Here is a 19,881-nt window from a genome sequence, read left to right on the forward strand (position 1 = left end):
TGTCGAGACCCCGGGGTCTCGACAAGCTCGACCAGCGATGCGACCGCAGGGTCAGGCCGCAGCCGGGGTCGCGCGCGTGGCGTGCACCTTCTCGTAGATCTCGGCGAACGCGTCCAGTGTGCCGTCCACGGCGTGCGCCGCGACGAGCTCGCGGCTCGCGGCGCCCATCCGGTGCCGCAGGCCGGCGTCGGCCAGCAGGTCGCCCAGGCGGTTCGCCAGCTCGCGCACGTCGCCCGGGGTGTAGAGCCAGCCGTTGACGCCGGGGCGCACCAGGTGCGGCAGCGCCATCGCATCGGCGGCCACCACGGGCAGGCCCGAGGCCATGGCCTCCAGGGTCACCAGGCTCTGCAGCTCGGCCACGCCGGGCATGCAGAACACGTCGGCGTCGGAGTAGGCGGCGAGCAGCTCGTCGTCGGGCACGTACCCACGGAACCGGACGCGGCCCGCGACGCCGCACTCGGCGGCGAGCGCGGCCCAGTCGTCGGCCTTGCCGCCGGTGCCGACGATCTCCAGCCGGCCGGGGAGGTTCTCGGGGAGCAGCGCGAAGGCGCGGATGATCTCGTCGACCCGCTTCTCCTGGTCCAGGCGCCCCACGAACAGCACGGTGGGCTCGTCGCGGCCCTCGCGGACGGTGGTCGTGTACCGGTCGGTGTCGATGCCGTTGGACACGGGGATCGCGTGGCTCAGGCCGGCGTGCTGCGCGAGCAGGTCGACGGCGCGGGGCGTGGGCGCCGTGACGACGTCGGCCTTGGCGTAGACGCGGCCGATGTCCTGCCAGAGCCAGCGGCCGACCCGGCGGTGCATCGAGCCCGGCACCAGCAGGTAGCCCACGAGGTTCTCGGGCATCAGGTGGTTGGTCGCCACGATGGGCAGGTCCCGGCGGTGTGCCGCGTCGACCAGCGCGCGGCCCACGATGAAGCTGCCGTTGGTGTGCACGACGTCGGGCCGGACCTCGTCGAGGACGTCCGCGATCGCCCGGCGGGTCTCCCAGGGCAGGGAGATCTGCAGGTTGTGGTGCGTGGGGTACCGGCTGGACCGCAGGCCGTGCAGGACGACGCCCTCGCGTACCTCGCGCACCGGCTTGCCCGTCGGCGACGGGGCCACCACGTGCACGTCGTACCCACGGCCGGCCAGTCCCGTGGCCAGGCTGCCGGCGAACCGGGCGGCGCCGTTCACGGCGGGCGGGTAGGTATCGGCGCCGATCAAGATCGTGCGGGGAGTACCAGGCAGGTTCACTGTGCTGTACCTCTCGATGGTTCGGGAAGTCTCGAAGGGTTGCTGCGCGCCGCGCGGGCCGCGACGGCATCTGGGTGGAGCCGGGCAAGGACGAGGACCCCGGCGGCCGCGGCGAGCGCCGCCCCGCCGAGGAGGAACCAGGTGCCGACGGACGTGTCGGCCCCTTCGCCGAGGAGCACCGCGCCGAGCAGCACGGCCACGATCGGGTCGACGACGGTCAGGCAGGCGACCACGACCTCGGGCGGGCCGGCGGGGTAGGCCTGCTGGACGAGCCAGCCGCCCAGCACCAGCGCCGCGACGGCGCACGCCGCCGTGCCGAGCACCTGCGGGTCGTACCAGCGGGTGTCGCCGGCGCCGAGCTCCTGGAAGATCACGCGCATCAGCGCGGAGAGCAGGCCGAACGCGGTGGCTCCCGCCGTCGCGCAGGCGACGCAGCGCAGCCAGCCGCCGATCGCGAGGCCGGCCGCACCGAGGACGAGAACGACGCCGCCGACGACCAGGATCGTCGGCAGGGTGGAGCCGGGGGGTGGCGGGTTGCCCGACGTGGCGCTGACCGAGGCGGCCACGAAGATCGCGACGCCGGCCATGGTCAGGGCGACGCCCAGCAGCACGCTGCGGCCGGGCGCGCGCCGCAGGCGGAGCGAGGAGAGCAGCACGGCCACGGGTACCGCGAGCACGCCGATCGGCTGGACCAGGCGGAGCGGGGCGAGGGCGAGGGCCACGGCGTGCACGATCGTGCCGCCCGCCGCGAGCCCGAACCCGGCCAGCCAGCCGGGTCGCCGGGCGATCCGGCTGAGCCGGCGCAGCGACATGACGCGTTCGCGGGGGTCGGGTTCTCCGTAGAGGTCGGCCACCTCGCGGTGCTGCAGGACTGCTGCCCCGGCGAACAGGGCGGCGCCGAGCACGGCGAGGGCGACCGCTATGGCTTGCATGGGACAACGGTGACGTAAGGATGCCCTTCTCCGCCACCAGGTTTCCCCCCGTAATGACATGGGGGTTTTCCCCCATCTTTCTCGGACCCCTCCCGTGACCGTCCCTCGAGTGCTTAGGGTCAGCGCGATGAACACCGACACGCACCCGCGCGACAGCGCCGCGTCGCCGCCCGGGACAGCACCCGGGGCAGGGCGGGATCCGGACCACGTGGCGCCGGGCGCCTCCCCGCAGAAGGCACCGTACGCGGGACTGGTCGCGGCCACACCCGCGCGCGACGCGGACCTCGAGATCCGGGGCGTCCGCGCCCACGTCCGGGTCTACGGCGACCCCGCCGCGCCGCACCGGATCGTGTTCCTGCACGGGCTGCGGGGCGATCACCACGGGCTGGAGCCGATCGTCGCGCACCTCGTGCGGCGGCGCCCTGACGTGCAGGTATATGTGCCCGACCTGCCCGGGTTCGGGGGTTCCGCCCCGCTTCGGGACGGGGTGCACGACATCCCCGGCTATGCCGGCTGGACCGCCGATCTGCTGACCGCGCTCGTACCCGAGGGGGACGCCGTGCTGGCGGGCCACTCCTTCGGCTCGATCGTCGCGGCGGCCACCGTGGCGGCCGCGACGCCGGGCGCCCCGGCCCTGCGCGGGCTCGTCCTGGTCAACCCGATCGCGACGGCGGCGCTCGCGGGACCGCGCCGGGTGCTGAGCGCGGTGACGGTCGGGGTGCACCGCCTGGCCGCGGCGCTCCCGGAGCGGGTGGGCACGGGGCTGCTGCGGCACCCGGTGTTCACGCGGGTGGCGAGTGTGGCGATGGTCACTACGGACGACCGGGACCTGCGGCGCTGGATCCACGCCGAGCACGACCGGTACTTCTCCGGGTTCGCCGACCGGCGCACGCTGCTCCAGGCGTTCCACGCCTCGGTGGGCACGGATGTCTCCGGGTACGCCCCGGCGATCGCCCTGCCGACGCTGCTGGTCGCCTCCGAGAACGACGACGTGGCCCCGCTGCCGTCCCAGCGCGTGCTGGAGGGCCTGTTCGCCGACGCGCGGCTCGCCGTCGTGCCGCGGGTGGGGCACCTGGCGCACTACGAGGCGCCGGACGCCGTCGCCGAGCAGGTCGAGGAGTTCCTGACGGGCCTCGACGGAGCCACGTCGTGACGGGGCCGAAGATCGTCGTCGACTGCCGGTACCTGCGGGTCGGCCGGCACGACGGGATCAGCCGCTACACCGCCGGCATCGTGACGGCGCTGGCCCGGCTGCACCCGATCGAGGTGCTGGTCGACGACGAGCGCCAGCTCGACCACCTGCCGGCCGGGCTGCCGTGGCACCGGGTGAGCGCGCCGACGAGCTGGCGCGAGCCGTTCGTGGCCCGGCAGGTGCGCCGCACGGGCGCCGACGTCGTGTTCAGCCCCATGCAGACGATGGGCACCTGGGGCCGGGACTACCGGGTGGTGCTGACCCTGCACGACCTCATCTACTACCGGCACCCCACGCCCCCGCGGAACCTGCCCGCCGCCGTGCGGCTGCTCTGGCGGGCGTTCCACCTCGCGTGGTGGCCGCAGCGCGTGCTGCTGAACCGGGCGGACGCCGTGGTGACCGTCTCGGAGACCACGCGCGACCTGATCGCCGCCCACCGGCTGACCCGGCGTCCGGTCACCGTGGTGCCGAACGCGCCCGACCCGGTGCCGGACCTGCCCCGCAAGGAGCGGACCCGCTCGCTGGTCTACATGGGCTCGTTCATGCCGTACAAGAACGTCGAGCTGCCGGCGCGGGCCATGGCGCAGCTGCCCGGGTGGGAGCTGCACCTGATGAGCCCGGTCACGGCCGAGCGACGCGCGGCGCTGACGGAGCTGGCGGGGCCGGGCACGCTCGTCTTCCACGACGGCGCCTCCGACGAGGACTACCGCGACGTGCTGCGCGGCGCGACGGCGCTGGTCTCGGGCTCCCGCGACGAGGGCTTCGGCCTGCCGCTCGTGGAGGCCATGACCCTCGGCACGCCCCTGGTGGTCAGCGACATCCCGGTGTTCCGCGAGGTCGGCGGGGCGGCGGGCGCGTACGTCGACCCGGACGACGTCGACGGCTACGTCGCCGCCGTCCGAGCGCTCGACGACCCGGAGACCTGGGCCGAGCGGTCGGCCGCCGCACGGCTCCGCGCGTCCGGGTACGACTGGGACACTTCGGCCAAAACGCTCCTGGCGCTTCTGGTAAGGTGATTTTTGACCGTTATCGTTCCGTGATCTAAGGTCGGCGGCGATGACCCCTCCTGACGAGAGCCTGACCGCAACCGTTCCCGAGGCGAGCCCTGCCACCACGCGCGCTCCACACCGGAAGGTCACCGGCCGCCTGGTAGCCATGGACGGTCTGCGGTTCGGTGCCGCGGCGGCCGTGCTGCTCTACCACTTCACGGCGACCTCGACGGCGACCAACTACTGGGGCGCCGACCCCGTGCGGGCGTTCCCGCTGCTCAACGAGGTCACGCGGTACGGGTGGCTGGGCGTCGAGCTGTTCTTCGTGATCTCGGGGTTCGTGATCCTGCTGAGCGCCGACGGCCGGGGGATCTCGGGCTTCGTCGCCTCCCGCGTGGGCCGGCTCTTCCCCGCCTACTGGGCGTGCATCGTCCTGACCGTGGGCCTGCAGCAGTTCTGGTCCGGCGGGCGGCAGACCAACCTGACCGAGACCCTGGTCAACCTCACGATGGTGCAGGACCTCTTCGACGTCTCCGGCGTCCAGGTCGTGTTCTGGACCCTGCTGGTCGAGCTGAAGTTCTACCTGCTGGTGCTCGCGGTGCTGGCGCTCGGCCCGCTCACGCGCAACCGCGTGCTGACCTTCGCCACGCTCTGGCCGCTCGCCGGCTGGGGCGCGCAGGAGCTCGGCGCCCACTGGCTGGCCGACTGGCTCGTGCCGTCCTACGCCCCGTACTTCGCCGTCGGCATGCTGCTGTTCCTCGCCTACCGCGACGGGTTCGACGTCGTCACCAGCACGCTGCTCGTCGGGGGCCTCGTGCTGTGCGTGATGCGGGTGCTGGAGGCCGCCGGTCGCGCGTCCGACCTGCAGGGCGTCCCCGTCAACCCCGTGATCACCGTGATGATCATGCTGGCCGGAGTGGTGGCGGTCTGGGCCACCACGCTGCGCGGCAGGACGGCGCCACCCCGCCGGGTCGCGACCGTGCTGGGCACGGTCGGCGCCCTGACCTATCCGGTCTACCTGGTGCACACGCAGTTCGGGTACGCCGTCATCGACGTGCTGGCCCACGAGACCACCCGCACCGTGGCCCTCTTCGCGGCGGGCGCGCTGAGCCTGGTCCTGGCGGCGCTCATCCACTACGGCGTCGAGCGGCCGACGTCGACCCGGCTGCGCAAGGCGGTGCAGGCCGGGCTGCTGCGCTGCTCGTCGGCGCTGCGCTCGAAGGGCCTGATGCGGGCCTGGGACGACGTCCGCACCTGACGGCGGCCGCGCCCGACGGCGGTGCGCCTGACCGAGGGCGCGCCTGACGGAAGGCGTCAGCGGGGCGGGTCGGCGACCGCGAACGGGAGCCGGTGCAGCAGCTCCGCCTGCTCCTGCGCCCGCTTGCGCTCCTGCTGACCCGCGCCGAGCTCGCGCTCGCGGCGCTCGGCCAGGACCGCGTGCAGGAACGCCTCGGGGTGCGTGCCCGGCGGCGGCCCGGGGGCCACGTACGGCTCGATGCGGCCGGCCAGGTCGTCGGCGAGCCGCGCCCGGGACTCCGGCGCCAGGCGCGCGGCGCGGCCCAGCATCTGACGGGCGGCCAGAGCCAGCCCGTCCGGCAGCCGGCGCATGTCCGCCGTGCGGGCCCACGCGGCCAGGGACTGCGGCATCACGATCGGGGCCGAGACCGGCTTGCCGCCCCGCACGCGGACCGCGTACGTGCCGGCCGCCAGGTCGCCGAGGCGCTTGCCCTTCGCGTTGGACAGCGAGGCGATCGCGGCGATGGCGCCGAACGTCAGCCACAGCTCGATCACGCCGATGAGCGCGCGCACCAGGGCGTGCCGGAACCGGACCGGGCCGCCGTCGTCGCGCACCACGCGGATGCCGCACGCGAGCTTGCCGACGGAGCGGCCGCGCGACAGCGTCTCGACCGTGACCGGGACGGCCACCATGACCACGACGTTCGCCAGGACGTAGACCACCATCGCGATGTCCTCGCCCAGCACGGCGTTCTCCAGGAACCAGACCGCGCCGACGATCAGGACGGCCGTGACGACCACGCCGATCACGAGGAAGTCGAGCATGGCGCCCATGGCGCGCGTGATGAACGAGGCCGGGCGCGCGTCCAGCACCACGCCCTCGCCGATGACGATGCCGTCCTGCACGGTTCCTCCGGTCGGGTGGGTCTGGTCGGATGAGTCTGCTGGTGCGGGCCTCGGGACGGGCCGCGGTCCCTGTGCGGCAGACTACCGTCGTGGACATCGACGCCTTCACCGCCGTGCACGCCGCAGAGTGGGACCGCCTCAAGGAGCTCTCGTCCCGGCGCCGCCTGGACGGCGCCGAGTCGGACGAGCTGGTGCGCCTGTACCAGTCCGTGGCCACCCACCTGTCGACCGTGCGCTCGGCGGCGCCGGACCCGGCGCTCGTGACCCGGCTGTCCGACGTGCTGAACCGGGCGCGCACCCGCATCGCCGGGTCCCACGAGCCCGCCTGGCGCGAGGTGGTGCGCTTCGCCGTCGTGTCGCTGCCCGCCGCGTTCTACCGGATCCGGTGGTGGTCGCACGCCGTGACGGCGGCCTGCCTCCTCGTCGCGATCGTCGCGGGCGTCTACATCGCCTCCGACACCGAGGCGATGAACGCCATGATGCCGCCGTCGGCGCAGGAGAACTACGTCAACGAGGCCTTCGCCTCCTACTACGACCCCGGCATCGGGTTCGCCGCCGTGGTGTGGACCAACAACGCCTGGATCGCGGCGCAGGCCGTGGCCGGCGGCATCACCGGCCTCTTCACCCTGAACGTGCTCTGGCAGAACGCGGTCCAGATCGGCGCCACCGGCGGCATGATGGCCGCGCACGACGAGCTCGACCTCTTCCTCACGCTCATCGCGCCCCACGGCCTGCTGGAGCTGACCTGCATCTTCGTGGCGGGTGCCGCAGGCCTGCGGCTGTTCTGGACGCTCATCGACCCCGGGCACCGCAAGCGCTCGGTCGCCATGGCCGCCGAGGGCCGCGCCCTGATCACAACGGTCATCGGGCTCGCCGTGGCCCTGGCCGTCTCCGGCCTCGTCGAGGGCTTCGTGACCGGCTCCGGGCTGTACTGGTGGCTCAAGATCGTGATCGGCGCGATCGTGCTCGCCGCCTTCTGGACCTACGTGTACGTGCTGGGCGGCCGGGCCGTCCGGGCCGGCGCCTCCGGCGACCTCGCCGAGCACGAGGCCGGCGCTACGGTGGTTACAGCCGGGTGACGGTTGCGTGGCGACCCGCCCGGGCCCACGAGTTACGCCACCCCGTGTCGGTGCCCCGTACTAGGGTTGCGGCGCACAGGCACCACCCCAGACGACATCCGGAGCACGCCCCATGACGACGCCCGAGAGCGCACCCGACCAGCCGGCGCAGCCGACGCCCCCGCAGTCCGGAGGGTCCCAGCCCGCCGGCTGGGGCGAGCCGCCGCGGTACGGGCAGTACGCGCCCGGGTACGACCCGTCCGCTCCGCAGGCGCCGGCGCAGCCGCAGTACGGCACGCCGCCCGCCGGGCAGTACGGGCAGAACCAGTACGGCCAGACCCAGTACGGGCAGAGCCAGTACGGCCAGCACGCGCCCGGCGGAGCGGTCCCGGGCTACCGGCCCGCCGCCGACAAGCCCGGCATCGTCCCGCTGCGCCCCCTCACCCTCGGTGAGCTGTACGACGGCGCGTTCGGCGCGGTGCGGCACAACCCTGCCGTCACGCTCGGGCTCACGGCGATCATCGTGATCGTGGCCGTCGCGATCGGCACCCTGCTCAGCATCCCGCTGACCACCTGGTTCACCGACCTGTTCGGCAGCGTCCTCGCCACGGCCGGGAACGACCCGCTGCTGGACGACATGGGCCTCACGCAGGACATGCTGGGCGTCACCTACGGGTCGCTGCTCGGCACCGGGCTGCTGCTCACGCTCGCCACGCCGCTCGCGATGGGCGTCATGGCCATCTCCGTCAGCGACTCCGTCATCGGCCGCAAGATCTCGGTGTCCGACGCCTGGCGACGCGTCGCCAAGCGCGCCTGGTTCCTGATCGGCTTCTCGCTCCTGTCGGCCCTCGTCATGATCGTGGCCTACACCGTGGCGGTCGGCGTCATCGTCGGGCTCTTCGCCGTGGACCCCACGCTCGGCGTGGTCGGCGTGTTCCTCGTGCTCGCCGCGCTCCTGGTGGCCGGCGTCTGGGCGTTCACCCGCGTGATCCTGGTCCCGCCGGCGCTCGCGGTCGAGGGCGGCGGGTTCTGGGCCACATTCACGCGCGCCTGGAAGCTGACGCGCGGCACGTTCTGGCGGGTGCTCGGCATCTACCTGCTGACCTCGATCATCCTGAGCGTGATCGGTCAGATCGTCGCGTTCCCGATCGGCGCGCTGATGGGCGTGGCGATGATGACGGCCAGCGACGCGGCCATGGCCGCCGGCTACGGGCTCACCTACGTGATCACGGGCGGCATGAGCGTGCTGTTCCTCGGCGGCGTCGTCGCCCTGCTCTACATCGACACCCGGATGCGTCGCGAGGGACTGGACGTGCAGCTGCAGGCCGCGGCCGCAGCCGCGGCGGACAAGTGACATGAGGGCCGATCTGCCCGTCGTCCCGGACCGGGACACCGCACGCGAGTGGCTCACCAGCGAGCTGCAGCGTCCCGAGTACGCGGAGCGCGAGTCGCTGCTGTCGCGCCTGATCGGCTGGGTCATGGACTGGCTGAACGGGATCGACTGGCCCGACGCCTCGATGTCCGGGCCGCAGCTCGGGATCGTCATCGCCGTCGTCGCGGCGATCGTCCTCGGGATCGCCTGGCTGGTGGCCGGGCCGGTGCGCCTGGGCCGCGACCGCGCGGGCTCCGCCGAGGTGCTCGACACCGACGACGCCCGCACGGCCGCCCAGATGCGGAGCGCGGCCGACGCCGCCGCGGCGTCGGGCGACTGGAACAAGGCCGCCGCCGAACGTTTCCGGGCCGTGGTCCGGTCCCTGGAGGAACGCGTGATCATCGAGCCGCGCCCCGGCCGCACGGCGCAGGAGGCCGCGGGCGACGCGGGCGAGCGCCTGCCCGGCCAGGCGGCCGGCCTGCGCTCCGGCGCCGACCTGTTCGACGGCGTCGAGTACGGCGACCGGGTCGCCACGGCCGCGGACGACGCGGCCCTGCGTGAGCTCGATACCCAGGTCGCCGCGGCCCGGCCCGGCACCGTGGCCGGGCGCGCCGACGAGCAGCACGAGGTGTCCGCATGACCGCGCAGCTCCCGGCCCCGCCCGCCCCGACGCCGCCGTCCGCGGTGGCGTCGGCGCCCACGGGTCCGGTCGACGAGCCGCCGGTGGTCATCGGCGACGACACGACCGGCCGGTCGCGCGCAGCGAGCCGGTGGCGCCGGGCGCGCTGGCCGCTCACGGTGCTCGGCATCGTCGCGCTGTTCGTGCTGTTCCTCGCGGTGGTCCGCCCGCCGACGTCCGCCGACCCGTACGCGCCGGACAACCCGGAGCCGGGCGGGGCCATGGCCGTGGCGGAGGTGCTGAAGGACCAGGGCGTGCAGATCACCCACGTCACCTCGGTGGCCGACGCCGTGGCCGCCGCGGGCAAGGACAGCACGCTGCTGATCACGCCCAACCCGTCGTTCTTCGCCGACGACCAGATCTCGGCGCTGAACCGCACGGGCGCCGACCTGGTCGTGCTCCAGCCCGACTACAGCATGGTCGCGGGCGTGAGCCAGGACATGCTCGACATCACCTACGGCGAGCAGGCCGCTCCGACGCAGCCGCAGTGCGCCGACCCGGCCGCCGAGGCGGCGGGCACGGTCACGCTGACCCCCGGCCTGTACGACGCGTCGGACAGCTCCGACAAGGTCCGCCCGGTGCTGTGCTGGCCGGACGACACCGGGGCCTACGCCTACGCGCGGCTGGACTTCCCGGACCGCTCGGTCACCGTGGTCAACGACCCCGCGGTGGTCCGCAACGGCTCGGTCCTGGACGAGGGCAACGCGGCGCTCGCGCTGTGGATGCTCGGGCAGAACGAGGACCTCGTCTGGCTGGTGCCCAACCCGATGGACATCAGCACCGGCGGGGACACGCCCACGCCCGCCGAGCGCGGCCAGGTGAACGCGCTGATGCCGCCCGGGTCGGCCCCCGTCGCCCTCGTGGTGGTGCTCGCCGCCGTGCTGCTCGCCTTCTGGCGGGTGCGCCGCATGGGCCCGCTGGTGGTCGAGGACCTGCCGGTGCTCGTCCGCTCCGCCGAGGCCACCCGCGGCCGAGCCCGGCTGTACCGGGCGGCCCGCGCCCGCGGGCACGCCGCCGCGGGCCTGCGCGCCGCGTCCGCCGACCGGGTCGCCACGCGCCTCGGCCTGGCCCGCTCCTCCGATGCCAACACCGTGGTCGACGCCGTCGTGGCCGCCACGAACCGCCCGTCGCAGCAGGTGGCAGACCTGCTCTACGGCCCACCGCCCGCTGACGACGCCGCGCTCGCCGAGCTCGTGCGCCGACTCGACACCCTGGAGAGCGAGGTCCACCGACCGTGACCGAACCAGCCTTCCCCGAACAGCCCACCGCGCAGCCCGCGGAGCCGGCGTCCGCCCAGACCGTGCAGACCGTCCCGGTCGACGGCCAGGCCGACGCCGAGCCCGCGCCGGCGTCCGCCCCGAGCGCCCCGCCCGCCCCGTCGCAGGAGCTGCGCTCCGCCCTGGCGGCCGTCCGCACGGAGGTGGGCAAGGCCGTCGTCGGGCAGGACGCGGCCGTGACCAGCCTGCTCATCGCGCTGCTCTGCCAGGGGCACGTGCTCCTGGAGGGTGTGCCGGGCGTCGCCAAGACGCTGCTGGTCCGCACCCTCGCGGCGGCGCTGAAGCTGGACACCAAGCGCATCCAGTTCACGCCCGACCTCATGCCGGGTGACGTGACGGGCTCGCTCGTCTACGACGCGCGCACGGCCGAGTTCTCGTTCCGCGAGGGCCCCGTGTTCACCAACCTGGTGCTGGCGGACGAGATCAACCGCACGCCCCCGAAGACCCAGGCGTCCCTGCTCGAGGCCATGGAGGAGCGGCAGGTGTCGGTGGACGGCACGCCGCGTCCGCTCCCGGACCCGTTCCTGGTCATCGCCACGCAGAACCCCGTCGAGTACGAGGGCACCTACTCGCTGCCCGAGGCCCAGCTCGACCGGTTCCTGCTCAAGCTGGTGCTGCCGCTGCCCGAGCGCGACCAGGAGGTCGAGGTCCTGGCCCGGCACGCCGCCGGGTTCGACCCCCGCAACCTGGCCGCCGCCGGGGTCACGCCCGTCGCCGACGCCGGCGTGCTGGAGCGCGCCCGCGCCGAGGTCGCCCTGGTCCAGGTGTCGCGCGAGGTGCTCGGCTACGCGGTCGACGTCTGCCGCGCCACCCGGTTCTCGCCGTCCCTCTCGCTCGGTGTCTCGCCGCGTGGCGCCACCGCGCTGCTGCGCACGGCGCGGGCCTGGGCATGGCTGTCGGGGCGCTCGTTCGTGACGCCCGACGACATCAAGGCGCTGGCCCACCCGACGCTCCGGCACCGCGTGCAGCTGCGCGCCGAGGCCGAGCTGGAGGGCGTCACCGCCGAGGGCGTGCTGGACACGGTGCTGGCCTCCGTGCCCGTGCCGCGCTGAGGGCCGCATGGTCGTGACGTGGCGGGCCGCCGCCCTGATGGGCCTCGGCGTGGTGCCCGTGCTGATCTGGCCGGCCAACGGGACGGTGCTCATCTGGGCCACGGTCGTGGTCCTGGCCTGCGTGGCCGACGTCGCCCTGGCGGCCTCGCCGCGCCGCGTGGCGGTGCAGCGGCGTGTGCCGGGCTCCGTCCGGCTGCGGTCCGAGGCCACCAGCGAGCTCGTGGTCCGCAACGCCTCGGGCCGGCGCCTGCGCGCCGTGGTCCGGGACGCGTGGGGGCCCTCGGCCGGCGCGGGCCCGGGCCGCGGCCGGTCCGAGCGCGTGCGCCCGGCCGCGGGCGGCCCGGGGCGGCACCACGTGGACCTGCCCGACGGCGAGGCCGCCCGGCTGCCCACCACCCTCGTGCCCACGCGGCGCGGGGACCGGGCGGCCGGCGGCGTGACCGTCCGCAGCCTCGGGCCGCTGGGCCTGGCCGGCCGGCAGGTGACGCTGCCCGTGCCGGGGCGCCTGCGGGTGCTGCCCGAGTTCGCCAGCCGCAAGCACCTGCCGTCGCGCCTGGCGCGGCTGCGCGAGATGGACGGCCGTGCCGCGGTGCAGATCCGCGGCGAGGGCACGGAGTTCGACTCGCTGCGGGAGTACGTCGTGGGCGATGACGTGCGCTCGATCGACTGGCGCGCGACTGCCCGGCGGCGTGAGGTGGTGGTGCGCACGTGGCGTCCCGAGCGGGACCGGCGCGTGCTGATCGTGCTCGACACGGGCCGCACGGCCGCCGCCCGGGTGGGCGCCGCGGACTCGACGGGCGCCCCGCGCCTGGACACCAGCATCGAGGCGGCCCTGCTGCTCTCGGCGCTGGCCGGCCACGCGGGCGACCGCGTGGAGCTCGTGGCGTTCGACCGCACCGTGCGGGCGCGGGTGGCGGGCGCGGCCGGGCCGCGCCTCATGCCGGCCCTGGCGGAGTCCCTGGCGACCGTCGAGCCGGTGCTGCTGGAGACGGACTGGCCGGGCGTGGTGACGCAGGTGCGCACCCGCATGACCCAGCGCGCGCTCGTGGTGCTGCTGACCACCCTCGACCCGGCGGCCGTGGAGAACGGCCTGCTGCCCGTGGTGGACCAGCTCGCGCGCGACCACACCGTGGTCGTCGCGTCCGTCGCGGACGAGGAGGTGGCGGGGCTGCGCGCCGGCCGCGAGACGGTGGCCGAGGTGTACGACGCCGCGGCGGCCGCCCGCGGCGACCTGGAGCGCACCGCCGTGACCACGATGCTGCGCCGCTACGGCGCCGACGTGGTCGAGGCGCTGCCGGACGACCTGGCGCCGCGCCTGGCCGACGAGTACCTGGCCCTCAAGGCGGCCGGGCGGCTCTGACGCCTGCCGCCGGGCTCCGGACGTCGGACGCCGGGCCGGGGTGCAGCCCCGGCCCGGCGGGTCAGACCCCGAGGTGGCGGAGCACGGCCAGGACCCGGCGGTGGTCGGCGGCGTCCTGCGGCAGGTCGAGCTTGGTGAAGATCGCCGCGACGTTCTTCTCGACCGCGCCGTAGGACAGGTGCAGCGTGTCGGCGATCGCCCCGTTGGACCTGCCCTGGGCCATCAGCCCCAGTACCTCGCGCTCGCGGGCCGACAGGCGTTCCAGGGCGACGTCCTGGCGGGCGGTGCCCATGAGCTGCGTGACCACCTCGGGGTCCAGCACGGTCTCGCCGCGCGCCACGCGACCGAGCGCTGCGACGAAGTCGCGCACGTCGGCCACGCGGTCCTTGAGCAGGTAGCCCACGCCCCGGGCGTCCCCGGCCAGGAGCAGGCTCGCGTACCGGGTCTCCACGTACTGCGAGAACAGCAGCACCGGCAGCGCGGGATGCCGGGACCGCAGGTTCAGCACGGCCCGCAGGCCCTCGTCGGTGAAGGTGGGCGGCATGCGGATGTCCGCGACGACGACGTCGGGCAGCGACTCCTCGCGTGCGACGCGGGCCACCTCGCGCTCCAGCGCGGCGCCGTCGGCGACGGTGCGCACGGCGTGGCCGCGGCGGGTCAGGAGCGCGGCGAGGCCGTCGCGCAGGATCGCCGAGTCCTCGGCGAGCAGCACGCGCAGCCCCGCGTCCGGCGTCGGGCGGGTCGGCACGGCCGGGCCGGTCATGCCGGGCCGGTGGCGCGGGCGGTGGGCAGGGTCACGGTGACCACCGTAGGCCCGCCCACCGGGCTGGACAGGTCGAACGTGCCGTCGACCGACCGCACCCGCTCGGCCAGGCCGGCCAGGCCCGACCGCTGCCCCGAGCCGTCGGGCGCGACGACCTCGGCGCCGCCGCGGCCGTCGTCGCGCACCCGGATGCGGAGCGCGGCGTCGGGGCCGCCCGCCCGCTCCACGGACTCGACCAGCACGTACACCCCGGAGGCGCGGGCGTGCTTGGCCGCGTTGGTGACCAGCTCGGCGACGCTGAAGTAGGCGATCGACTCCAGGGCCGGCACCAGGCGGCCGTCCGCCTCGACGCTCGGGTCCACGTCCACGGTGACCGGCAGGGCCGACCGCGCGGCGAGCGTCTCGAGGGCTACCCCGAGGCCGCTGTCGAGCGCCGGCGGGTGGATGCCCCGGGCCAGCTCGCGCAGCTCGGTGAGCGCCTCCTTGGTCGACGCGTGGGCCGTGTCGACCAGCTCGGCGGCCTGGGTGACGTCGCCGCCCTCGGCCAGGTGCTCCCGCGCCTCGCCGAGCTGCATGGCGACGGCCACGAGGCGCGCCTGCGTGCCGTCGTGCAGGTCGCGCTCGATGCTGCGCAGGCGGGCGTCGGCGTCGTCCACGGTGCCGGTGCGGGACCGCTCCAGCTCGGCCACGCGCAGGCTCGCCCGGGTCGGGCTCAGCAGGCCGGCGGTGAGCACCCGGAACAGCAGCGCGAACATCCGCGTGATCCACGGCCAGCAGAAGAACAGCACCAGCCCCGCCAGCGCGGCGACGAGGATGCGCGGCGGTGTGTCGATGAAGTAGTCGGTGCCGAACGAGGCGCCCCGGTGGAGCGTGCCCGCGCTGTCGGCCTGCGTGGGCAGGTACCGGAACCAGATGCCGTAGGTCAGCGCGCCCAGTCCGGTGAACAGGATGGTCACGCTCGTGACGAACGCGAGGATCGCCAGCGGGAACGTGACCAGCATGAACAGCAGCGCGCGCCACCCGGTGGCGTCGCCGACCAGGGAGCCGAGCGTGCGCCAGAAGCCGCGGGTCCGCACGTACGGGGCCGGCACGGCGACGTCGAGGTCGAGCAGGTCGCGGGCCAGGCCGCGGTAGACCGCGCCCCAGCCCCGTCCGCCGAGCACCACGGCGCCGGCGACGAAGAGGCCGACCACGGTGACGGCGATACCGACGGTGAAGCTCACGGCGAAGATCGTGTACGTGAAGGCGAACGGGGCCAGCAGGAGCACCAGGGTCAGGTAGCCCTGCTCCCGCCAGGTGCGGCCCGAGAACGGTGCGGTCAGGAAGTGGGGACCTGGCCGGGCGGCGCCGCCCTGGACGGCACCGGCCGTGAGCCGGTCGACGGTCATGGTTGTCATGGTGCCAGGTTCGCCCCCGCGGGTGTGCCCGCGACATGGGGTCGACCGCCCGATCTCGCGGGGGTTGTCCCCCGTACCCGGTGCGGGTTCCCGCAACGCGGCCATTCGCCCCGAACCGGGTGAACCTGCGCCGAAAACGCCAGGTAGCAGCCCGCGAGGACGGGTTTACTGGACCAGGCTGGCACACTGGAGGGCATGAAGGTACGAGTTCTTGTCGTCGACGACGACACAGCACTGGCGGAGATGATCGGCATCGTCCTCAAGGGTGAGGGCATCGAGGCGATCTTCTGTGCCGACGGGGACTCCGCGCTGGGAATGTTCCGGACCCACCAACCCGACCTCGTGCTGCTCGACCTCATGCTCCCGGGCAAGGACGGCGTCCAGGTCTGCCGCGAGATCCGCGCCGAGTCGGGCGTGCCGATCATCATGCTGACGGCCAAGTCGGACACGCTCGACGTCGTGGTGGGCCTCGAGTCCGGCGCCGACGACTACGTGTCCAAGCCGTTCAAGCCCAAGGAGCTCGTGGCCCGGATCAAGGCCCGCCTGCGCCGCAGCGAGGACCCGGGCCCGGAGCGGCTCGTGGTGGGCGACGTCGAGATCGACGTCACCGGCCACACCGTCATGCGCGACGGCGAGCGCATCGCGCTCACCCCGCTCGAGTTCGACCTGCTCGTGGCACTGGCCCGCAAGCCGTGGCAGGTGTTCACGCGCGAGGTGCTGCTGGAGCGCGTGTGGGGCTACCGGCACAGCGCCGACACGCGCCTGGTCAACGTCCACGTGCAGCGGCTGCGCTCCAAGATCGAGCGTGACCCGGAGAACCCGGAGATCGTCCTGACGGTGCGCGGCGTCGGTTACAAGGCGGGCGCGACCCGCTGATGCCGTCCGGCCTGGTCACACGGCTCCGCCGGGTGGTCTCACGGGCCCGGGTGGTCACGGTCCGGGCCACCCGGCGCGGGGTCGCGCAGTGGCGCTCCTCGCTGCAGCTGCGTGTCGTCACCACCGCGCTGGCGATCGGCCTCGCGGCCATCGCGGTGCTCGGGCTGTACCTGTCGACGTCGGTCCGCGACGGGATCTACGAGCAGCGTCTCGCGGCGATCGACCGCGAGGCCGCCGCGCTGACGACGCAGGTCTCGGAGAACTTCTCGAGCTCCGCGACGACGTCGGACGGCGAGCTGCAGAGCCTGCTGAACGACACGGTCTCGACGCTCACCGCCACCAGCGGCTCCACCGCGCAGGACTACTTCCTGCTGCAGGAGCCGGGCGGCACCGCACAGGTCTCCGACGTCGTGTCCCGGGGTGACCTGCGGGACGTGGTCATCACCGACGAGCTGCGCCAGGCGAACATCGCCTCCGACGACGACCAGGTGCTGCAGGCGGTGGGCATCCCGGCGATCGACGACCGGAACGTCGTCCGGCCGGGCGTCATCGTGGGCTCGACGGTCCAGGCCGCGCCGGACTCGCGCTTCGAGATCTACTACCTCTACTCGCTGGAGCCGGAGCAGGAGACCCTGTCGTTCGTGCACCGCGTGCTGCTCGCGGGCGGGTTCGGCATGCTGGCGCTGCTCGGCGTCGTCACCTGGACCATGGCCCGGCAGACGGTGACCCCGGTGACCCGGGCCGCCACCGTGGCCGAGCGGCTCGCCGAGGGGCACCTCTCGGAGCGCATGCCCGGCGCGCGCGGGGCCGACGAGATGGCGAGCCTGGCGCGGTCGTTCAACGAGATGGCCGAGAGCCTGCAGGACCAGATCCGGCGCATGGAGGAGCTCTCCGCCATGCAGCGCCGGTTCGTCTCCGACGTCTCCCACGAGCTGCGCACGCCGCTGACGACCATCCGGATGGCGAGCGAGATCATCCACGACTCGCGCGACCAGATGGACGCGGACGCCAGCCGCTCCGCCGAGCTGCTCCTGGGCCAGATCGACCGGTTCGAGTCGCTCCTGGCGGACCTGCTGGAGATCAGCCGGTTCGACGCGGGTGCCGCCGTGCTCGACGCCGAGCGCCGCGACCTGCGCGACCTGGTCATGTCCGTGGTGGAGCAGGCCGCCCCGCTCGCCGAGACCAAGGACGTCCGGGTCTCCGTGCGCCTGCCCGACGCCGACGCCGCGGCCGACTTCGACCCGCGCCGGATCGAGCGCATCCTGCGCAACCTCGTGGTCAACGCCATCGAGCACGCCGAGGAGCGTCCGGTCGAGGTGACCGTCGCGCAGGACGACCGCGCGGTCGCCGTCGTCGTGCGGGACTACGGCGTCGGTATGACGAAGCAGGAGGTCGAGCACGTCTTCGACCGGTTCTGGCGGGCCGACCCGGCGCGCGCCCGCACCACGGGCGGCTCCGGGCTGGGCCTGGCGATCGCGCTCGAGGACGCGCACCTGCACGCGGGCCGTCTCGACGCCTGGGGGCGTCCCGGGCAGGGCGCGAGCTTCCGCCTCACGCTGCCGCGCAGCGCCGGCGTCCAGGTGGGGGAGCCGCCGGTGACGATGGCGCCCGCGTCCCACGAGCCCGGCGTCCGCACCGGCCAGATCCCCGTGGTGCACCCGTCCGCGGGCCCGACGCCGACGCAGATCCCCGACCTGTACAGCGAGCCGGACGAGCACGGCGCGGAAGCCGGACCGAGATCCGCGCCGAACGACCTGGAGGTGCACTGATGCGCAGGCCCGGAAACGCGGCGGCGGCCGTCGTCGTCGCGCTGCTCGCCCTCGGGCTCGGCGCCTGCGCACAGATCCCGACGTCGGGGCCGGTCCGGGTGGGCAACGCACCCGTCGAGACGCAGGGCGACATCACCCTGCTGCCGCAGGGCCCCGTGCCCGGTACCGACCCGCAGCTGATCGTGTCGGGCTTCCTGCAGGCCGCGGTCGCGGCCGCGACGTCGCCCAAGGAGTTCCAGACGGCCCGGGAGTTCCTGACCGCCGACGTCGCGCAGACCTGGGAGCCGGAGGAGGCGGTGCGCGTCGTGCGCGAGGCGCCGATGCCGGAACCCTTCGAGGAGGCGGTCGAGCTCGGGAGCACCGACACGATCGACATCGTCGTCCGGGCGACGACCATCGCGACCGTCGACAGCGCCGGCGCCTACACCGAGGCCGGCAGCCCTCGGGAGGTCCCCTACCGGTTCAAGGTCGTCAAGGTCGGCGGCGAGTGGCGCATCTCGGCCCTCGACAACGGCGTGCTCGTGCCCGCGAACCTGTTCACCAGCCAGTTCCGGGCGACGCGGCTCTACTTCCCGAGCGCGGGCGACATCAAGACCCTCGTGCCCGACCTGCGCTGGTTCCCGCGCCGCGCGTGGCAGACGGTCGCCGTGAAGGAGACCCTGGCCGGGCCGCCCGAGTGGCTCCAGGGCGCCACGCAGTCCCTGGTGCCGGAGGGCACGCAGCTCATGTCGCAGTCGGTGCCGGGCCGGGACGACGCCGAGAGCGTCGCCATCCGGCTCAGCGAGCAGATCAGCTCCGTCCAGGCCGCCCAGCGCGCGGTGATCGCCGCCCAGCTCTCCGCCACCCTCTCCGAGGGCGCCGGCCGCGTGATCCCGGTCGAGCTGTACAGCGACCAGAACAGGTTGTCCGTCGACGCCGCCGAGGTCGACCTGCCGGCGACGATCGCCCAGGCGATCGTGCTGAAGGACGGCGACCTGTACCGGGTGGACGACGGCCGGCTCGCGGAGCACGACATGTCCGTCGACCTGTCGGGGATCGACCCGACCGCGCTCGCCGTCAGCCCCTCGACCACGCCGACCGTGGTGCGCGACGGCACCGACCAGATCGTGAACCTGTCCCTCGACGAGGGCGAGGGCCCCGTGCCGATCCTCGAGGGCACGGACCTGGCGGCGCCGTCGGTGGACAAGTTCGGCAGCACCTGGACCAGCGGCGGGCAGGGTGAGCTGCAGGTCTCGACGGACACGCTCGACGTGGTCAAGCTGGAGCCCGAGTGGCTCAGCGGCCGCCGCGTGATCAGCGTGTCCGTGTCGCCGGAGGGCGCGCGCGTCGCCGTCGTCAGCGAGACGCCGTCCGGTCGGCAGGTGCAGGTGGCGGGCGTGGTGCGCGACGCCCAGCACACCCCCGTCAGCCTCGCGCCCGCGCTGACGGTGGCGGCACCGGTGGTCGACACCGTCGAGGCCCGCTGGAACGGGCTCACCACGCTCGCGCTCCTGACCCGGGACAGCGACGGCACGTCGGCCGTCTGGACCGCGGGAGTGGGTGGTCAGGCCAGCACCGGCGGCCAGTCGCGCCAGCTGCCGGGGCTCACCGACGTCGCGCAGCTCGCGGCCGGCGTGAACGACCACGGGATCCTCGTGGTCACCCGGGGCGGCGACCTGGAGCACGAGGAGACCGGCGTCTGGCAGCCGATCGCCGAGGACGTGGACCTCGCGTCCTACCCGGGCTGACCTGCTGGTCCGCCGGTACTGCCCGGCGCACGGCAAGGGCGAGGCGGAACCGCTGAACGG

Annotated in this window: 17 protein-coding genes; 12 read left to right on the forward strand and 5 right to left on the reverse strand. The window is 74.2% G+C overall.

From position 1 onward, the window contains the following. Nucleotides 1-51 precede the first annotated feature (51 nt). Nucleotides 52-1,236, reverse strand: coding sequence for a glycosyltransferase (locus ACFU5G_RS20755; protein ID WP_377249106.1), 1,185 nt, complete (start codon nt 1,234-1,236; stop codon nt 52-54). After that, complete coding sequence (locus ACFU5G_RS20760) at nt 1,233-2,168, reverse strand: DMT family transporter (protein ID WP_377249109.1); 936 nt, start codon at nt 2,166-2,168, stop codon at nt 1,233-1,235. The genes ACFU5G_RS20755 and ACFU5G_RS20760 overlap by 4 nt, the downstream gene beginning before the upstream one ends. A gap of 127 nt (nt 2,169-2,295) precedes the next feature. On the opposite strand from ACFU5G_RS20760, the gene ACFU5G_RS20765 reads away from it, so the two are divergent. Genes ACFU5G_RS20765 through ACFU5G_RS20775 form a run of 3 tightly spaced genes read left to right on the forward strand, consistent with a single transcriptional unit; the run spans nt 2,296 to nt 5,607 of the window. Beyond that, nucleotides 2,296-3,321, forward strand: coding sequence for an alpha/beta fold hydrolase (locus ACFU5G_RS20765; protein ID WP_377249112.1), 1,026 nt, complete (start codon nt 2,296-2,298; stop codon nt 3,319-3,321). Further along, nucleotides 3,318-4,376, forward strand: a complete 1,059-nt coding sequence (locus ACFU5G_RS20770) for a glycosyltransferase family 4 protein (protein ID WP_377249115.1) — start codon at nt 3,318-3,320, stop codon at nt 4,374-4,376. Before ACFU5G_RS20765 ends, ACFU5G_RS20770 begins: the two co-directional genes overlap by 4 nt. Nucleotides 4,377-4,416: 40 nt before the next feature. Further along, complete coding sequence (locus ACFU5G_RS20775; RefSeq protein ID WP_377249118.1) at nt 4,417-5,607, forward strand: acyltransferase family protein; 1,191 nt, start codon at nt 4,417-4,419, stop codon at nt 5,605-5,607. 56 nt (nt 5,608-5,663) lie between these two features. On the opposite strand, the gene ACFU5G_RS20780 is transcribed toward ACFU5G_RS20775, so the two are convergent. After that, nucleotides 5,664-6,491 (reverse strand): RDD family protein, encoded by an 828-nt coding sequence (locus ACFU5G_RS20780; RefSeq protein WP_377249121.1) that lies wholly within the window; start codon nt 6,489-6,491, stop codon nt 5,664-5,666. An 89-nt stretch (nt 6,492-6,580) separates the two neighbouring features. Here ACFU5G_RS20780 and ACFU5G_RS20785 point away from each other — a divergent pair, with 89 nt between their 5' ends. The 6 genes from ACFU5G_RS20785 (at nt 6,581) to ACFU5G_RS20810 (ending at nt 13,289) form a co-directional block, all read left to right on the forward strand. Then, nucleotides 6,581-7,570 carry a stage II sporulation protein M gene (locus tag ACFU5G_RS20785; RefSeq protein ID WP_377249124.1) on the forward strand — a complete coding sequence of 330 codons (990 nt, stop codon included), beginning with the start codon at nt 6,581-6,583 and terminating at the stop codon, nt 7,568-7,570. A 112-nt stretch (nt 7,571-7,682) separates the two neighbouring features. Further along, nucleotides 7,683-8,903 carry a hypothetical protein gene (locus tag ACFU5G_RS20790; protein ID WP_377249127.1) on the forward strand — a complete coding sequence of 407 codons (1,221 nt, stop codon included), beginning with the start codon at nt 7,683-7,685 and terminating at the stop codon, nt 8,901-8,903. A 1-nt stretch (nt 8,904) separates the two neighbouring features. Further along, a complete protein-coding gene (locus tag ACFU5G_RS20795; protein WP_377249130.1) occupies nt 8,905-9,561 on the forward strand; it encodes a DUF4129 domain-containing protein in 657 nt (218 codons plus the stop codon). Next, nucleotides 9,558-10,838, forward strand: a complete 1,281-nt coding sequence (locus tag ACFU5G_RS20800) for a DUF4350 domain-containing protein (protein ID WP_377249133.1) — start codon at nt 9,558-9,560, stop codon at nt 10,836-10,838. Before ACFU5G_RS20795 ends, ACFU5G_RS20800 begins: the two co-directional genes overlap by 4 nt. Before the next feature lie 149 nt (nt 10,839-10,987). Next, nucleotides 10,988-11,929, forward strand: a complete 942-nt coding sequence (locus tag ACFU5G_RS20805; protein WP_377249151.1) for an AAA family ATPase — start codon at nt 10,988-10,990, stop codon at nt 11,927-11,929. Between the two features lie 7 nt (nt 11,930-11,936). Beyond that, a complete protein-coding gene (locus tag ACFU5G_RS20810; protein ID WP_377249136.1) occupies nt 11,937-13,289 on the forward strand; it encodes a DUF58 domain-containing protein in 1,353 nt (450 codons plus the stop codon). Nucleotides 13,290-13,350: 61 nt separating this feature from the next. Here ACFU5G_RS20810 and ACFU5G_RS20815 read toward each other — a convergent pair whose 3' ends face one another. Both ACFU5G_RS20815 and ACFU5G_RS20820 read right to left on the reverse strand, forming a co-directional pair. After that, complete coding sequence (locus ACFU5G_RS20815) at nt 13,351-14,052, reverse strand: response regulator (RefSeq protein ID WP_377249139.1); 702 nt, start codon at nt 14,050-14,052, stop codon at nt 13,351-13,353. Beyond that, complete coding sequence (locus tag ACFU5G_RS20820) at nt 14,049-15,449, reverse strand: sensor histidine kinase (RefSeq protein WP_377249142.1); 1,401 nt, start codon at nt 15,447-15,449, stop codon at nt 14,049-14,051. The genes ACFU5G_RS20815 and ACFU5G_RS20820 overlap by 4 nt, the downstream gene beginning before the upstream one ends. Before the next feature lie 195 nt (nt 15,450-15,644). Here ACFU5G_RS20820 and mtrA point away from each other — a divergent pair, with 195 nt between their 5' ends. The 3 genes from mtrA to ACFU5G_RS20835 are packed head-to-tail and all read left to right on the forward strand — an operon-like array spanning nt 15,645 to nt 19,821. Continuing rightward, nucleotides 15,645-16,325 (forward strand): MtrAB system response regulator MtrA, encoded by a 681-nt coding sequence (gene mtrA / locus ACFU5G_RS20825; protein WP_026366090.1) that lies wholly within the window; start codon nt 15,645-15,647, stop codon nt 16,323-16,325. A gap of 32 nt (nt 16,326-16,357) precedes the next feature. Continuing rightward, complete coding sequence (mtrB, locus tag ACFU5G_RS20830; protein WP_377249145.1) at nt 16,358-18,094, forward strand: MtrAB system histidine kinase MtrB; 1,737 nt, start codon at nt 16,358-16,360, stop codon at nt 18,092-18,094. Continuing rightward, on the forward strand, nt 18,094-19,821 hold the full coding sequence (locus tag ACFU5G_RS20835) for an LpqB family beta-propeller domain-containing protein (RefSeq protein WP_377249148.1): 1,728 nt from the start codon (nt 18,094-18,096) through the stop codon (nt 19,819-19,821). The genes mtrB and ACFU5G_RS20835 overlap by 1 nt, the downstream gene beginning before the upstream one ends. Nucleotides 19,822-19,881: the final 60 nt, after the last annotated feature.

The sequence above is a fragment of the Promicromonospora sp. NPDC057488 genome (genome assembly GCF_042802395.1).
GTDB lineage: Bacteria > Actinomycetota > Actinomycetes > Actinomycetales > Cellulomonadaceae > Promicromonospora.

What these genes read in the sequence shown, in the direction of transcription:
- ACFU5G_RS20760 (WP_377249109.1), bottom strand. Translation starts at nt 2,168, where the DNA reads ATGCAAGCCATAGCGGTCGCCCTCGCCGTGCTCGGCGCCGCCCTGTTC.
- ACFU5G_RS20765 (WP_377249112.1), top strand. Translation starts at nt 2,296, where the DNA reads ATGAACACCGACACGCACCCGCGCGACAGCGCCGCGTCGCCGCCCGGG.
- ACFU5G_RS20775 (WP_377249118.1), top strand. Translation starts at nt 4,417, where the DNA reads ATGACCCCTCCTGACGAGAGCCTGACCGCAACCGTTCCCGAGGCGAGC.
- ACFU5G_RS20790 (WP_377249127.1), top strand. Translation starts at nt 7,683, where the DNA reads ATGACGACGCCCGAGAGCGCACCCGACCAGCCGGCGCAGCCGACGCCC.
- ACFU5G_RS20795 (WP_377249130.1), top strand. Translation starts at nt 8,905, where the DNA reads ATGAGGGCCGATCTGCCCGTCGTCCCGGACCGGGACACCGCACGCGAG.
- ACFU5G_RS20800 (WP_377249133.1), top strand. Translation starts at nt 9,558, where the DNA reads ATGACCGCGCAGCTCCCGGCCCCGCCCGCCCCGACGCCGCCGTCCGCG.
- ACFU5G_RS20810 (WP_377249136.1), top strand. Translation starts at nt 11,937, where the DNA reads ATGGTCGTGACGTGGCGGGCCGCCGCCCTGATGGGCCTCGGCGTGGTG.
- ACFU5G_RS20815 (WP_377249139.1), bottom strand. Translation starts at nt 14,052, where the DNA reads ATGACCGGCCCGGCCGTGCCGACCCGCCCGACGCCGGACGCGGGGCTG.
- ACFU5G_RS20820 (WP_377249142.1), bottom strand. Translation starts at nt 15,449, where the DNA reads ATGACAACCATGACCGTCGACCGGCTCACGGCCGGTGCCGTCCAGGGC.
- mtrA (WP_026366090.1), top strand. Translation starts at nt 15,645, where the DNA reads ATGAAGGTACGAGTTCTTGTCGTCGACGACGACACAGCACTGGCGGAG.
- ACFU5G_RS20835 (WP_377249148.1), top strand. Translation starts at nt 18,094, where the DNA reads ATGCGCAGGCCCGGAAACGCGGCGGCGGCCGTCGTCGTCGCGCTGCTC.